General features: G+C 62.6%; 13 protein-coding genes. 10 read left to right on the top strand and 3 right to left on the bottom strand.

The genetic code is table 11. From position 1 onward, the window contains the following. Positions 1-460: 460 nt before the first annotated feature. Together ACDZ94_RS20850 and ACDZ94_RS20845 are read right to left on the bottom strand one after the other, a co-directional pair. Positions 461-922, bottom strand: coding sequence for a winged helix-turn-helix domain-containing protein (locus ACDZ94_RS20850; RefSeq protein ID WP_221295092.1), 462 nt, complete (start codon positions 920-922; stop codon positions 461-463). A gap of 70 nt (positions 923-992) precedes the next feature. Then, positions 993-4,208, bottom strand: a complete 3,216-nt coding sequence (locus ACDZ94_RS20845; RefSeq protein WP_259762368.1) for a type III effector HrpK domain-containing protein — start codon at positions 4,206-4,208, stop codon at positions 993-995. A 609-nt stretch (positions 4,209-4,817) separates the two neighbouring features. On the opposite strand from ACDZ94_RS20845, the gene ACDZ94_RS20840 reads away from it, so the two are divergent. From ACDZ94_RS20840 to ACDZ94_RS20810, 7 genes are all read left to right on the top strand, one after another. Beyond that, a complete protein-coding gene (locus tag ACDZ94_RS20840) occupies positions 4,818-4,979 on the top strand; it encodes a hypothetical protein (protein WP_016969018.1) in 162 nt (53 codons plus the stop codon). Between the two features lie 100 nt (positions 4,980-5,079). Beyond that, positions 5,080-5,964 (top strand): SctD/MshK family protein, encoded by an 885-nt coding sequence (locus ACDZ94_RS20835; protein WP_432750739.1) that lies wholly within the window; start codon positions 5,080-5,082, stop codon positions 5,962-5,964. 139 nt (positions 5,965-6,103) lie between these two features. Further along, a complete protein-coding gene (locus ACDZ94_RS20830) occupies positions 6,104-6,460 on the top strand; it encodes a hypothetical protein (protein WP_064452929.1) in 357 nt (118 codons plus the stop codon). Then, entirely contained in the window at positions 6,460-6,795 is a 336-nt protein-coding gene (locus ACDZ94_RS20825; RefSeq protein ID WP_064452928.1) for a tetratricopeptide repeat protein, read from the top strand. Before ACDZ94_RS20830 ends, ACDZ94_RS20825 begins: the two co-directional genes overlap by 1 nt. Next, on the top strand, positions 6,792-8,930 hold the full coding sequence (gene sctV / locus ACDZ94_RS20820; RefSeq protein WP_064452927.1) for a type III secretion system export apparatus subunit SctV: 2,139 nt from the start codon (positions 6,792-6,794) through the stop codon (positions 8,928-8,930). The genes ACDZ94_RS20825 and sctV overlap by 4 nt, the downstream gene beginning before the upstream one ends. Further along, positions 8,927-10,207, top strand: a complete 1,281-nt coding sequence (locus ACDZ94_RS20815) for a type II and III secretion system protein family protein (RefSeq protein ID WP_064452926.1) — start codon at positions 8,927-8,929, stop codon at positions 10,205-10,207. The genes sctV and ACDZ94_RS20815 overlap by 4 nt, the downstream gene beginning before the upstream one ends. 13 nt (positions 10,208-10,220) lie before the next feature. Further along, complete coding sequence (locus tag ACDZ94_RS20810) at positions 10,221-10,601, top strand: hypothetical protein (protein WP_064452925.1); 381 nt, start codon at positions 10,221-10,223, stop codon at positions 10,599-10,601. 797 nt (positions 10,602-11,398) lie between these two features. On the opposite strand, the gene ACDZ94_RS20805 is transcribed toward ACDZ94_RS20810, so the two are convergent. Next, positions 11,399-12,163: a tetratricopeptide repeat protein gene (locus ACDZ94_RS20805; RefSeq protein WP_064452924.1), complete on the bottom strand. Its 765-nt coding sequence runs from the start codon at positions 12,161-12,163 to the stop codon at positions 11,399-11,401. A gap of 48 nt (positions 12,164-12,211) precedes the next feature. Here ACDZ94_RS20805 and ACDZ94_RS20800 point away from each other — a divergent pair, with 48 nt between their 5' ends. From ACDZ94_RS20800 to ACDZ94_RS20790, 3 genes are read left to right on the top strand one after another with little or no spacing between them, the layout of a single operon-like run. Beyond that, positions 12,212-12,775, top strand: a complete 564-nt coding sequence (locus ACDZ94_RS20800) for a type III secretion protein (protein ID WP_221296109.1) — start codon at positions 12,212-12,214, stop codon at positions 12,773-12,775. A gap of 12 nt (positions 12,776-12,787) precedes the next feature. Then, the gene (locus ACDZ94_RS20795; protein WP_064452923.1) at positions 12,788-13,030 is read left to right on the top strand and encodes a hypothetical protein; all 243 of its coding nucleotides are present in this window, start codon (positions 12,788-12,790) and stop codon (positions 13,028-13,030) included. Between the two features lie 9 nt (positions 13,031-13,039). Further along, the gene (locus ACDZ94_RS20790) at positions 13,040-13,474 is read left to right on the top strand and encodes a hypothetical protein (protein ID WP_432750738.1); all 435 of its coding nucleotides are present in this window, start codon (positions 13,040-13,042) and stop codon (positions 13,472-13,474) included. Positions 13,475-13,477 lie beyond the last annotated feature (3 nt).

Genomic DNA, 13,477 nt, shown 5'->3' with positions numbered 1-13,477 from the left:
GTAACAGCGAGACTGACTGACCCACCGCCATCGCAGGCAAGCCAGCTCCCACACTTATTTGTGTCTGACCTGAATTCTGCGCCCGCCGCAGTCCAAATGTGGGAGCCGGGCTTGCCCGCGATGGCGGTGTATCAGTAACAGCGAGACTGACTGACCCACCGCCATCGCAGGCAAGCCAGCTCCCACACTTATTTGTGTCTGACCTGAATTCTGCGCCCGCCGCAGTCCAAATGTGGGAGCCGGGCTTGCCCGCGATGGCGGTGTATCTGTAACAGCGAGACTGACTGACCCACCGCCATCGCAGGCAAGCCAGCTCCCACAGTTGACCTGGGTGGCTGATTGATTGAGGTCAGATCACGTCACACACCCGTCGCTCACCGCCAGCTCCCAAAGGCTTGGGTTGTCACCACCGGCGTGAATCATCAACGGCCTGTTTTTCCCACGGCATGAGCCGGCCCGATCAGCTGTTTTGCAGGCTTATCTGAGCAAACTGCGGCATCATCCCGGCACCTCGGCAGTGTCGGCAGCCATAGACTCCAAGTACGACGGGCTCCTTCGCCACGTCGACGTGCGCACGTTGGACCCAGGTGGGGGCGACAAAGCGGTAACCCTGGCCGGGCGCCGTGGCGATGTAGACAGACTCGTCGCCGCCGAGGGCGCGGCGCAGGGTCTTGATCTGTGTGCGCAGGTTGCATTCCTCCACCACCGTTTTCGGCCAGGCGATACCGAGCAATCGGTTTTTTTCCAGCAGTTCTCCGGGCCGTGAAGCGAGGGCGATCAGCAGGGTCAGGGCGCGGCTGCCCAGCGCCACGGGTTGCCCGTGCTTGAGCAGCAGATGACGTTGGGGCAGCAGTTGGAACGGGCCGAAGTGGATCTCGAACGAGGCGTCATCGGTGAGGTGGCTGCGAGTCGAATACGTCATGTCTTTTACCTTTATGCGTGGGAATCACAGCTCGGCGTGGCTCCTTTTCACCCCGAGCTGCCGGGAAGGGTCAGGTGTTGATGGCAGGGATCGGGTCTGCCGGGTAATCGCCCTCCATGGTCGGGCCGCCGGTCAAGCCGTATTGCTGCAGCACCGGGGCCAGCTGCCCGTAAAATGCGTCTTGCGCCTTGCCGTGGGCATCGGCCAGCGCGAACGGCAAAAACGCACTGCCGATACCGCCGAGAATCGCCGTGGCGCCGCCGAGAATGCCGCTGAGGGTGCCCGCCACCGCGCCGATTTCCGTGGCGCCATACAAACCGGCACCGGCTTCCACCAGGCCCGCCACGGCTGCGCCCGTGCCGAGTACACCGGTGGCGACCGAAAAACTGCCGGTGAGGTAATCACCTTTTTTCAGCGAGTCGACACCGCCGATAATCCCGATTACGCCGCCGATGATGCCGCCCGCCGACCCGATGATCTTGCCCGCCGCGCCGATATTGGCGATCTGCTGCGGTGACAGCGGGCCCTTGCCCACCGGCACCTTGCCGGGGAAATCGCCGAGGGTGCCGCCGTCCGGGCGGTTGACCCACGTGATGCCATAGCCGGCTTCCTTGGCGTATTTGGTACCGCCTTCGAGCAACAGCCCGGCAAATTGCAAGCCGGCCGACACGCGGTTGGCATCCGCCACCGGGGTGGTGCTGCCGCTGGCCGAACGCGCCATCAGCACGCCGCTCATCAACACCGCACTGCCGATGTGCAGCAGGCCCTGTTTGAATGCCGGGCTGACATCGCCGAACTTCATGCCTTCGATGGCTTTCGGCAAGGCGTCGGCGATCTTGTTGCCCTGGCGGCCGATGTCCCATACCGAACGCAGCATCGAGACCACTTGCGCCGGGTCAATCTTGCCGCCGTCGGAGGTCACGAACATCTGCGGATCTTTTTGCTGGGCATCGTTGATCGCGGCGGTGACTTTGGCTTCGTCAAAGTTGCCGTTGCCATCGCCGAGCGTGACGTTAAGCGTATCGGTGGTGGCGCCACCGAGCAGCGCATCGCTGAGGTTTTCGTTGAAGTTGACCTGCAAGGTCGCCGCCTCATCCGCCGTCGCCTTGTCACCGAGGAACGCCTGGGCCGACGCGGTGCTTGCGGCGAAACTGCTGGCTGCGACGGTCGGGTCCATGCCGGCGGCCACGGCGTCGGTGAAGGCTTTGCCGGTCACCAGTTCGTTCTTGTAGTAGCTTTGGATCGCGTCGCTTTGCCCGGCGTTGGCGGCGACTTTGGTCAAGTCGACATGGCCATTGCCGCCCAGCGCCAGGTTGGCGATGGTCGCGTCGTTGGCAGCGTTTTGCAGGCCAATGCCCATGTCGATCTGCTTGCCGTTCTGGTCCTTGGCGTTGAGGTTATCGTTGAGGTTTTTGCCTGACTCAATGCCATCGGCAAAGTAATTTTGCATGGCGACTTTCAGGGTCGGATCGCTGCCGACGATATCGCTCAGCGCAGGGCCACGGTTGTTCTGCAGGAACGCCTGGACGTCCGGGTCCGCCGACAGGGTCTCAATGCCGCTTTGCAGCTGCGCCTTGATCTTGTCTTCGTTGGGGTTCAGGCCGTAGTGAGGCGAGGTGTACTTGTCCATCAAGCCTGCGTTGGGCACATAGTCGCTGACCAACAGGCGCGTCTGCGCATCGCTCAGTTGCACCAGCACCGCGGCTTTCTGTGCGCCCGTGTAGTTTTGCGGGTTGGCCAGGATGTCGGCGGTCAGCGTGGAGGTGTCCACACCGGCGACGGCATCGCGGGTGGCGGCGCTGTCAAGGAAGGTCAGGGTGTCGCTGTCGGTTTTCGGCGCCTGTTTTTCCAGCCAGGCACCGATATTGTCGCGGGTGCCAACGGCGTCTGATTTGCCGGTGGCCGGGTTGTCGCCGCCGGTTTCGAGGGCGTGGAACATGCCGGGTTTCGACCACATGGCGGCGGCACCCGTCAGCTCGTTGCTCAGGGCCGAATCGCTGCCCAGTGCCTCGAGGTTGTCGGGGCGAATCATGCCGTCGTTGCTGCGCTGTTGATCGCCCGGGCGCATGGCGGTGCCGGAGCTGGCCACCAGGCTTTCGTTAGCCATCACGATGGCGGCGGACTTGGCGTTGGCTTTGGCCAGGTCGCCTGGATGGCTGCCCATGAATGTGCCATAGGCTTTCGACGCGGCACCGATGTCGCTCTTGGTGTTGCTGATGAAGTGGTCGACGTCGGCGTGGGTGATGACATTGTCGGCTTTACCGCGACCGCCGCTGTCCAGCGCCGCCATCAGGTTTGGGCTGCTGGCTACGTACTTGAGTACCGCCTGGGCTTCGGGTGGCAAGGTGGTGGGCGGGTTGGCGAAGTCGATGGGCGCACCGTGCAGGCCCCACGCGTCCCAATTCTGCGAGAGCAATTGCGCGGCGGCGCGGGGGCGGTTCAGGTCCAGTTCTTCTTTGGTGGGCGTGCCGCTGGTGTTGCCGGTGAGGGTGTCCCAGTCCCTGGCGCCGGACACACCGAACGACGAGTTGTCGATCCACGAGGTGTCTGCAGCACCCGCCGCGCCGGTGGTCCCGGCGTACAACTTGGCCATTTGGTCATAGAGCGCGGGAGTAATGTCCTGGGACACGATCACCTTGTCGCCGGAGGCGGTGTTATAGCGAATCAGGCCGGGCCCGACTTCTTCGGGAGGGCCGACGTTGGCGGCCGGGTCCAGGGTCTCGTCGGGGCTGGCCAAACGGTAGCCTTCAGCCTGGCTGGCATTGATTGCAAACAACTTGGCCGAGTCGCCGCTGACCTGGGCGAACAGCCCCGGGGTTTCTTTCTGGCTGACCACAACCCTGTCGCCGGAAGTGGTTTCGTAGCGGATCAGCCCGGGGCCCAGTTCCGTCGTGCTGCCGATCGCCTTGTAGTTGCCCAGGCCTGGCGCCACGGTGCTGGCGTCGGCCTCGATGTAGCCGGCCGCTTTGCTCGCGGCGAGGTTCTTTTCCAGGTTCGCATCGCTCTGCTGGGCGTTGTACTGGTCAACCAGCGTCTGGTAGAGACGCGGGTTATCGCTTTGCTTGAGGGTGACCGGCTTGTCGCTGCCCAGCGGTGTGTAGGTGATGCTGTTGTTCGCCGGTGCCTGCACATTCTGATAGGGCAGGGGAATCGACGGGCCACGGATTTTGGAAGGGTCGAAGGCAGGTTGGTTGACGGCCGTGAACAGCGCGGTTTCGAATTTTTTCTGGGGGCCGTCCGTGCCCTTGCTTTCGGCCGGATCAAGGCCACTCGGAATCGCAGTCATAGAACACCTGGAAGTTGTTTCATATATTAAAGCCCGCGCACTAAGGCTTTCGGCTATTAGTGCAACTGTACTAATTACGCGCACATCACTAGTTGTTCGCGGGCATTGAAGGTCGCTCACGCCGAGCTATCAAACGCGATGAGCAAGTCGCTTTTGTTACAAATGGAAATATCTGCGAAGTTGGGCAAAAGGCTAGTAGTGAAAAATGTGAAGTCGATACGAAAAAAATGCAGATGCCGTGATGAACCGCTCGTTTATAGGGTGGGAAAGAGCGGCTTAGTGTTCAGCCATATTCGAGTTCAGGTGCGCAACCCCCTGTAAACACTGGGTATTGGCGGTGTTTTGGCTTTTCGTTAAAAGTTCCACGGCGAAACGGGGATGAGTTTTTCTCAACGCCAGGTTGAGCCGAACCGTTCACACCCGGTATCTGAAACGTTTCACAAGCTTTCACAGCGAAGGCGTTTTGATCGTGAGTAGTATGGCCCCCATGCAAACCAACGACGGTTCGAAAGCTCACTGTCTGAGGTTTTGGGCGTTCATCCGGTTTGCATACTTTCAGCGTGCTGATGCGCAACTGAATAACTTCCCTATCACTGCAAGGAGATGAACATGGCTGATGTCCCACCAGTAAAAGCAGGCGGCGCCGACGACGCTATCGCGAAGATGGAAGCGACCTTCAACATGGCTATCGAAAAGTCGGCAAAAATCACTGAAATCAGCACCGCCAAAAAAGCGGAACTCGACGCCACCAAACAGCGTCCGCAGAACTGATTCGCCAAACGGGCGGCGCCGGCGCTGCCCGTTTACTTCTGGCCCGTATTTATCCTGATTCTTGACCCCGTTGCACATGCTCAAGGGGGCAAACCCGAAAATGACAGCCTTGATTTCCATGGGCCCGGTCGCCGGTATTGGCGTACCGACCCTGACGGTGACCAGCGGTTTGCACCAGGGCAGTTCCCTGGTGCTCGACCAGCCTGTCTACACCCTCGGCGCGGACCTCGCGGCCGACCTGGTACTCAGCGACCCCGCAATTGCCGGCCTGCACCTGCGCCTGCGTTTTGAAGGCGGCCAGGTCGCGATTGAAGCGTTGGGTGGCGACGTGATGCTCGGCGCGAATGTGCGCATTCCCCAGGGCAGCGGCCATCGCGCGCGACTGCCTTTGCACCTGCGTATCGGCACTGTAGGCGTGAGCCTGGCACTGCCTGAGGGGGCTGAAAAACCTGCGCACGCGCCCCGCACATTTGCGCCCTGGATTGTCGCAACCGCCTTGCTGTTTCTCTGTGCCGCAGCGCTGGCGTTTCGCAATGACTCGCCGCCGGCGCCCCCGGCAGCATTCGTCGACGTTCCGGTGGTGCAAGCACCGTCTCACGAACAGGCCAAGGCCTGGCTGGAGCAGCAACTGCAAGCGGCGCATCTGGATGCGGTGAAGGTCAGCAGCAGTAATGGCCAACTGAGTGCCGTCGGCAGTTTCGAACAGTCACAAAAACCGCAATGGCTGGCGCTGCAACAAGCCTTCGACCAGCGTTATGGCCAGCAGATCGTCCTCAACCCCCGCGTCGCAGTGCGTGCCGATGCTGCGCGGCCGCGGGTGCGGTTCCAGGCCGTATGGTTCGGCACTAATCCCTATGTGATCAATGACAGCGGCAAACGCCTGTACCCCGGCGCAGCGCTCGCGGACAACTGGGTGCTGGAGCGCATCGAGAACAACCAAGTGATTCTCGCCCGTGGCGAGGAGCGCTTTACCTTCACCTTATGAGTCGATCTATGGAATGCACGCACTCCAACTGTGGGCGCTGGCTTGCCTGCGATGGCGTCGGTACAGCGCGCCTGGGTGCGGGTTGGCCGACCGACATCCCCACCCTTGACGATGCCCCATTCCTGACACAGGCCCACGCATGAAAGTCGAACCCCGCCCGTTGATTCCCAGTGATGTGCGCAGCGCGCCGGTCGAGGCCGTTCGCGCGGTCAATTCACGCCAGGCCACCGCCTTCGAAGCGGTGCTCAAGACTCGCAAAACCCAGACCCGGCGCTCCCTGCGCGGTGACCTCGAAGCACTCACCAGCGCCGCCGGTGTTGATTCGTTGCTGTTCGGCAGCGCCCGTTCCCTGGAGTTGCTGGAACACGTAATGGAACACCTGCTGCCGACGCTGGACGCGGAGCCTGCAATTAAAGCGCTGGCCCACGACCTGATCCGCGAAGAGATCGATATGCGCCGCAACCTCGAACAGCAACGCTCGGAGGTCCATGCCTGATGGCCCGCGATAACCACGACGCCGTGCAACTGCTCAAGGGCATTGGCGAGCTGTACCGGCGCAATGGCCAGTCCCAACGTGCGTTGGTGATGTTGCTGATTGCGGTCAGTGTCGCGCCCCATGACGGCGTGTTGCTGCGTTCGCTGGTGCTGGCGTTTACCGACAGCGGCGACGCCACCCGCGCGCTGGGTGCGCTCGACCGCCTGGTGGCGCTGGAAGGTGAGTCTGCCAGCCTGTTGCTGCTGCGCGCTCGCGCGCTGTGGTACGGCGAGCGCAAGGACGAAGCGCGTCAGTGTTTCAAACGCTACCTGGCCGCACGCAGGGCCGGCGCATGAGTGCACTTAACCGCCTGAACACCCTGGCGCGCATGGCGGCCCAGCGCACAGACGTGATCATCGTCGCGTTCATGCTGATGGCGATTGTGATGATGATCATCCCGCTGCCCACCTACCTGGTGGACATGCTGATCGGCCTCAATATTGCCCTGAGCATCCTGATTCTCATCGTCGCGTTCTACATCGGCCACTCCGTGGAGTTCTCCGCGCTGCCGCCGTTGATCCTGCTCAGCACACTGTTTCGCTTGTCGTTGTCCATCACCACCACCCGCTTGATCCTGCTGCACGGCGACGCCGGGCATATCGTCAAGGCCTTCGGTGACTTTGTGATCGCAGGCCAGGTGGTGGTCGGTATGGTGGTGTTCCTGATCATCACCGTGGCGCAGTTCGTGGTCATCACCAAGGGCGCCGAGCGTGTGGCGGAAGTGGCCGCGCGTTTCACCCTGGACGCCATGCCCGGCAAACAGATGAGCATCGACAACGACCTGCGCAATGGCGATATCGACCAGGCCGAAGCCCGTCGCCGGCGCTCGCGCCTGGAGCGTGAAAGCCAGATGTTCGGCGCGATGGACGGCGCCATGAAGTTCGTCAAAGGCGATGCCATCGCCGGCCTGGTGATTCTTGCGGTCAACCTGCTGGGTGGCATGCTGATCGGCATGATCGAACGCGACATGCCGTTCGGCGTGGCGGTGCACACTTATTCGCTGCTGACGGTGGGTGACGGCCTGATCGCACAGATTCCGGCGCTGTTGATTTCCGTGGCGGCAGGCACCGTGGTCACCCGCGTCAACAGCGACGGTGAAGCCGGTGACCTGGGCAGTGAAATCATCAAACAGCTGGGCGCCAGCTACCGTGCACTGGGCCTGACCGCGTTGATCATGATTGGCGTCAGCCTGTTGCCGGGCTTTCCCACTTGGGTGTTTCTCGGGTTGTCTGCAGCCTTTGGCGGTGCGGCGTTCGTGATGTATCGCCGGCACACCCGCCAGCCTCAAGGCGAGTTGGAAACGTTGGTCGAGACGCCGGAACCGCTGGTCGAAGCCCAGGCCGAACTGGACGACAACCTGCTCCCCGAGACCCGCGTGCTGCTGACCCTCGGCAGTGGCGTGTCCCAGAGCGCGCCCCGCCAGTTGCTGCGCCAGCGTGTCGAAGCGCTGTGCCACGACCTGCGCACCGACCTCGGCGTGGACGTGCCGGTGCCGGGCATCTACATGGAGGCCAAGGCCACGCCCGGCAGTTACCGCGTATCCCTGGAAGGTGTGCCGGTGAGCGAAGGTGAACTGCCGATTAACTGCCTGCTGTTGCAGGACGATCCGGTGCATGTGCAACTGCTGGACATCGCCACCGTGCAAGCCGATTCGCCGCTTAACGGTCGCAGCGCCCATTGGATTGAGCGCCAGCACGAAGAGACCTTGCGCAACGCCGGCATTGGTTTCCTGCTGCCCGATGAAGTGTTGCGCGGTGTGCTGGAACGCAGCCTGCGCCGGTATGCCGCCGACTTCCTCGGCATCCAGGAAACCCGTCTGTTGCTGGAGCGCACCGAAGCCACTTACGGCGAACTGGTGAAAGAAGCGTTGCGCCTGGTGCCGTTGCAGCGGGTTGCCGAAACCTTGCGGCTGTTGGTCGGTGAAGGCGTGTCGATCCGCAACCAGCGCGCCTTGCTCGAGGCCATGGTGGAGTGGGGGGCGCGCGAAACCGACGCCGGGCGCCTGGCCGAACACTTGCGTGCGGCATTGGCGCGCCAGATCAGCCATCACTACGCAGACCGCAATCGCGTGATCGGCGCGCTGGTACTGGCGCCGGGTCTGGAAGACCAGTTGCGCGCATCCCTGCGCCGCCAGGAGGCCCAGCGCGAATTGATCCCCGAAGACGTCAGCCGTGCCTTGCTCGCCCAGCTGCGCCAGGCCTGCGAGAACACGCGTGAGGTCAACAGTGCGGTGTTGCTGGTGCACCCGGAGCTGCGCCGCAGCCTGCGTCGGCTGGTGCTGCGCGGCGAATTGGAGCTGGCGGTGCTGTCGTTCCGCGAGCTGGCCACCGAATACAACCTGCAAGCGTTGGTGACCATCAGCCTTACTGATATTTCGAACCGCCGTGCGCCTGCCACGGCCTCCGTCACTTCCCTGGCGTCTGCCTCATGATGCGTTTTTGTGTGTTGTTGCTCGCTTTGATTTCGTGTGCCAGCCAGGCCCAGGAGATTGCCAATGGGGCCGGGGGCTCGATCAACCTGGCGTCCGGTGAGGGGCGGATTTTGCATTTTGCCGCGCCGGTGGATTCGGTATTGGTGGCTGAGCCGAATGTGGCCGACCTGCAGGTAGTGTCGCCCGGTACGCTCTATATCTTCGGCAAGGCGCCGGGCAATACCAGCCTGATCGCCCTCGGCAACGACGGCAAACAATTGGCCAGCCTGACCTTGTCCGTCAGCAGCGGCGCCCAGGCGGTGACCACGCCGATGCAGGAACTGCACCCCGGTAACGGCGCGCAGATTACCGGCGCCGGCAACCGCCTGATCGCCAAAGGCACCGTCGGTTCGGTGGCCGAAGCGACTGACCTTAACGCGCTGCTTAACCCTCAGGGCCAAGGCTTTCAGAGCGCGATCAACACCACCGAATACGCCGGCGCAGCCCAAGTGAACTTACGGGTGCGCTTTGCCGAAGTGTCCCGTTCCGAGTTGCTGCACTACGGCGTGAACTGGAACGCTATGTTCAATAACGGCACGTTTTCCTTTGGCCTGATCACCGGGGGGCCGTTGGCGGCGGCGACGGCAGGTGGTTTGGCGACTGCAGGCACCGGCTCGGGCAATGTGAATATCGACGGCATGCTCGACGCGCTGCAGGCCAACGGCATTTTGCAGATCCTCGCCGAACCGAACATCACCGCCATGACCGGCCAGACCGCCAGCTTCCTCGCCGGTGGCGAAGTGGCGATTCCGGTGCCGGTCAACCGGGACCTGGTGGGCATCGAGTACAAGTCATTCGGCGTGTCGCTGCTGTTCAACCCGACCTTGCTGCCCAACGGCCGCATCGCCCTGCAAGTGCGCCCGGAAGTCAGCAGTGTGGTCAGCGGCGGCACCGTGGATTTCGGCAACTTCCATGTGCCGTCCTTCAGCGTGCGCCGTGCCGATACGCGTGTGGAAGTCGGCAGCGGGCAGACCTTTGCCATTGCTGGGCTGTTCCAGCGTCAAAGCAGCCAGGACATCGAGAAACTGCCGCTGTTGGGTGACTTGCCGATCCTCGGCAACCTGTTCCGCTCCAAGCGCTTTCAGCGCAATGAAACCGAGTTGGTGATCCTGATTACCCCGTACCTGGTGGAGCCGGTGCGCAGCCGCACGCTCGCCACGCCCCTGGACGCACAACCGGCTACCGCAGCGGCCACCGGACCGCGCAGCGGCGGGGCGTTCGGTTTCTACATGAATTGATAAGGGGCCTGCCATGACTGCTTTGCGTATGTTGATGCTGTTGCCCCTGGCTCTGATGGGTTGCCAGACCCACTTGGCGCCGGTGTATTACTCACCGGAATACCGGGCGGATGGTTTGCCGAGTCAGTGCCAGCAACCGGCGGCCAAGGACGCGATCGGGCTGGATGAGGATTTCAAGCCGACCTTGCCGTTGGGCTGTGCGAACAATTTGAATTTGATGCAGATGGTCGAGCGCAAGCAGGACCTGAACCAGGGCCGCGCCACCGGACCTGCCATGGCCGCGCCGGTGGGGCGTGCGGCGCAGGTGTACATCGAAGGGTTTGATCGTGAGCAGTTGCAGCGGCGCAAGGATCAGCAGGAAGCCAAGGCCGGCGCTACCGGAGGTCAGCAATGATCGCGCGTACGCCGATGTCCTGTGGGAGCTGGCTTGCTCCCGAAAACGGCCCCATCGTCGATCACTCTCCAACTGATGCACCGCGATCCAACTGTGGGAGCTGGCTTGCCTGCGATGGCGGCCCCATCGCCGATCACTCTCCAACTGATGCACCGCGATCCAACTGTGGGAGCTGGCTTGCCTGCGATAGCGGCCTCATCGCCGATCACTCTCCAACTGATGCACCGCGATCCAACTGTGGGAGCTGGCTTGCCTGCGATAGCGGCCCCATCGTCGATCACTCTCCAACTGATGCACCGCGATCCAACTGTGGGAGCGGGCTTGCCTGCGATAGCGGCCTCATCGCCGATCACTCTCCAACTGATGCACCGCGATCCAACTGTGGGAGCTGGCTTACCTGCGATGGCGGCCCCATCGCCGATCACTCTCCAACTGATGCACCGCGATCCAACTGTGGGAGCTGGCTTGCCTGCGATAGCGGCCTCATCGCCGATCACTCTCCAACTGATGCACCGCGATCCAACTGTGGGAGCGGGCTTGCTCGCGAAAGCGATGTGTCGGGCGCCGGGGATCTTTGGTCGGCGTACATATCCATTGCTGCGGTAACGGCCGCCTGCGGCTCCGTCCTTACAGCGGGTCACTTTTGGAAAGCCCGGAAGCCGGCCCCGCCAAAAGTAACCAAAAGGTCTTCGCCCCACCACTCGGCAACTCGCCAGGGCTCGGTGTGCCCTCACGCAGGCTTAACGGGGCGCCCGAGATCAAAATCAAAAGCAGATCAAAAGCGGGCTAATCCTGTATCAACGCGGATCAACCAGCCCCAGTTCCTTGGCCTGCGCCATCGGATCACTGATTGCCTTGATGCGCTTGGCTTCGATCACCAATCGCGCGCGCTCGGCGGCGGGAATATCGTCCAACGGCAATCCGGCAACCTTTTGCTCATAGCCCGCCAGCACCATCACCAGCAGCTCATTACGCTGATGCCGGGGCAGGGCGCGGGGCGATTGGGTGACGGGGGCAATGGTGTCCAGCGCCTGTTGCGACTGCCCGCCGAGGGCATAGGCCAGGGCCAGGTTGCAGCGGCTGTCGAGGTCGTCGGGTTGCAGGCTGAGGCTTTTGGCGAAGGCGGTTTGTGCCGCAGTGGCCTGGCCGTTCAGGACTTGGGCGATGCCCAGGCGGGTGTAGGCGACGGGCAGGTGGCTGATGTCGGCAGCCTGGCCCAAGGCAGTCACGGCGCGTTGGGTTTTGCCCAACTGCAACTGCGCAGTGCCGAGACCGAGCAGGGCGTCGGCGTTGTGGGCGTCCAGGCCCAGCGCTTGCTGGTAGGCGCGCTCTGCGCCCAGCGCGTCCTTGGCATCGAGCCTGGCCTGGCCGAGCTTGAGCCACAACTCGATGCCGGCCCCCGGTTGCTGGGTGGCGCGCTCGTACAACGCAGCCGCGCTGGCGTAGTCGCCGCGCTTGCTCAGGTCGTTGGCCAGTTGCAGGGACTTGTCGGAATCGGTCGCAGGTTTGCTGGAACAGGCAGCCAGCAGCAGGGTACTGGCAAGCAGGAAATTCTTGGTCATCGTCACAACTCGTCGGGCGAAGGCGCAGGCCATGTAAGCATATTTTTGCTGGCGCTCCTATGTCTGTTCAGCGCTGGTTTTGCCCACGCTGGCGAAGAGCCCGAATGGTTTTCCAAACCCTACGCCTATGTGCTGGTCGATCAGGATGTGCGCAGTGCGCTGGAAGAATTCGGCCATAACCTCGACGTGCCCCTGGTGCTCTCGGAGAAGGTGCGCGGCAAGGCCCGCAGCACTATTCGCGCCGCCACCGCCGGTGAGTTTCTGCAAACCCTGTGCAGCACCAACGGCCTCACCTGGTACTTCGACGGCAACCTTCTGTACCTCAACAGCAGCGATGAGATCAGCACCAAATTGTTCAAGGCCAGTGCGCTGAACCTCGACCAGTTGCAGGGCTATCTCAATACCCTCGATGTATTCGGCCAGCAACTGTCGATGCGCAGCGGCCCCGAGGGCGATGAAGTATTCGTGACCGGCCCGCCGCCGTACTTGGCGCTGGTGCAACAGCATGTGGATCACCTGCAACCCACGGCCGTGGCCGCCCCGGTGGCGCGCGAGCGCGGTGTGCGAGTGTTCCGCGGCGCGCAAGTCAGTACCGAAACCCCAACCCAGTAAAGGAGCAGCACCATGTCCGTAACGGCCGTAGACACTAACCTCGCCCCCGGTGGCGTCAGCCCTGAAGCCAAGTTCAACGCCGCAGTGGATAACGCCAAGTCGGCGGATAAACCGGCAGATACCACGGACGCGGACGACGCCAAGTTCAACGATGCGTTGATCACCCAGGCCGTCACCATCGGCGGCCAGTTCATCATCATGCCGAAGATGCAGGAACTGCTGAACGACGCCATGTCCGATGACGACGAAGAGTAGGAAGCCCCTATGACTATCAGTCTCGCCGCTGGCGCCACGGCCTTGCCGCCGTCCGCCGGTGCGGGGCCCACCGGGGCCTCGCAGAACCTGTTCGAGCACATGGCCAACACCGCCAAGGGCATGCCCGAGGGCGCGAGCCCGCACCAGATCGGCTCGGGCCTGATGGAGCGCATGAACAGTTTCATCGACCGTACGCGGGCCTTTTCCGAGCGTGCCGACCTGCTCACCAACAACCCGTCGGCACCGCCGCCGGCCTCGGCTGAGATCCGCACCGCGAGTGCTTCACCGTCCGCTGAGCCTGGGAAAAAGGTCGGCGAGCAACAGGTCGATCAGATCGTCCATTCCCTGGGCAAGATGTTCGACTACTCCATCGAAACCCAGATGGTAGTGCGCGGTGCGACGCAGATTTCCGGTTCCGCCAACACGTTGCTCAAGGGTCAATAACAC

The organism is Pseudomonas sp. UBT (genome assembly GCF_050915955.1).
Classification (GTDB): domain Bacteria; phylum Pseudomonadota; class Gammaproteobacteria; order Pseudomonadales; family Pseudomonadaceae; genus Aquipseudomonas; species Aquipseudomonas antarctica_A.
Note: the sequence above shows the minus strand (reverse complement) of the source record. Positions and strands in the feature narration are given on the sequence as shown.

Coding starts and splice junctions, on each gene's coding strand:
- ACDZ94_RS20840 (WP_016969018.1), top strand. CDS start 4,818: ATGGCTGATGTCCCACCAGTAAAAGCAGGCGGCGCCGACGACGCTATC.
- ACDZ94_RS20815 (WP_064452926.1), top strand. CDS start 8,927: ATGATGCGTTTTTGTGTGTTGTTGCTCGCTTTGATTTCGTGTGCCAGC.
- ACDZ94_RS20830 (WP_064452929.1), top strand. CDS start 6,104: ATGAAAGTCGAACCCCGCCCGTTGATTCCCAGTGATGTGCGCAGCGCG.
- ACDZ94_RS20850 (WP_221295092.1), bottom strand. CDS start 922: ATGACGTATTCGACTCGCAGCCACCTCACCGATGACGCCTCGTTCGAG.
- ACDZ94_RS20810 (WP_064452925.1), top strand. CDS start 10,221: ATGACTGCTTTGCGTATGTTGATGCTGTTGCCCCTGGCTCTGATGGGT.
- ACDZ94_RS20835 (WP_432750739.1), top strand. CDS start 5,080: ATGACAGCCTTGATTTCCATGGGCCCGGTCGCCGGTATTGGCGTACCG.
- ACDZ94_RS20790 (WP_432750738.1), top strand. CDS start 13,040: ATGACTATCAGTCTCGCCGCTGGCGCCACGGCCTTGCCGCCGTCCGCC.
- sctV (WP_064452927.1), top strand. CDS start 6,792: ATGAGTGCACTTAACCGCCTGAACACCCTGGCGCGCATGGCGGCCCAG.
- ACDZ94_RS20825 (WP_064452928.1), top strand. CDS start 6,460: ATGGCCCGCGATAACCACGACGCCGTGCAACTGCTCAAGGGCATTGGC.
- ACDZ94_RS20845 (WP_259762368.1), bottom strand. CDS start 4,208: ATGACTGCGATTCCGAGTGGCCTTGATCCGGCCGAAAGCAAGGGCACG.
- ACDZ94_RS20805 (WP_064452924.1), bottom strand. CDS start 12,163: ATGACCAAGAATTTCCTGCTTGCCAGTACCCTGCTGCTGGCTGCCTGT.
- ACDZ94_RS20795 (WP_064452923.1), top strand. CDS start 12,788: ATGTCCGTAACGGCCGTAGACACTAACCTCGCCCCCGGTGGCGTCAGC.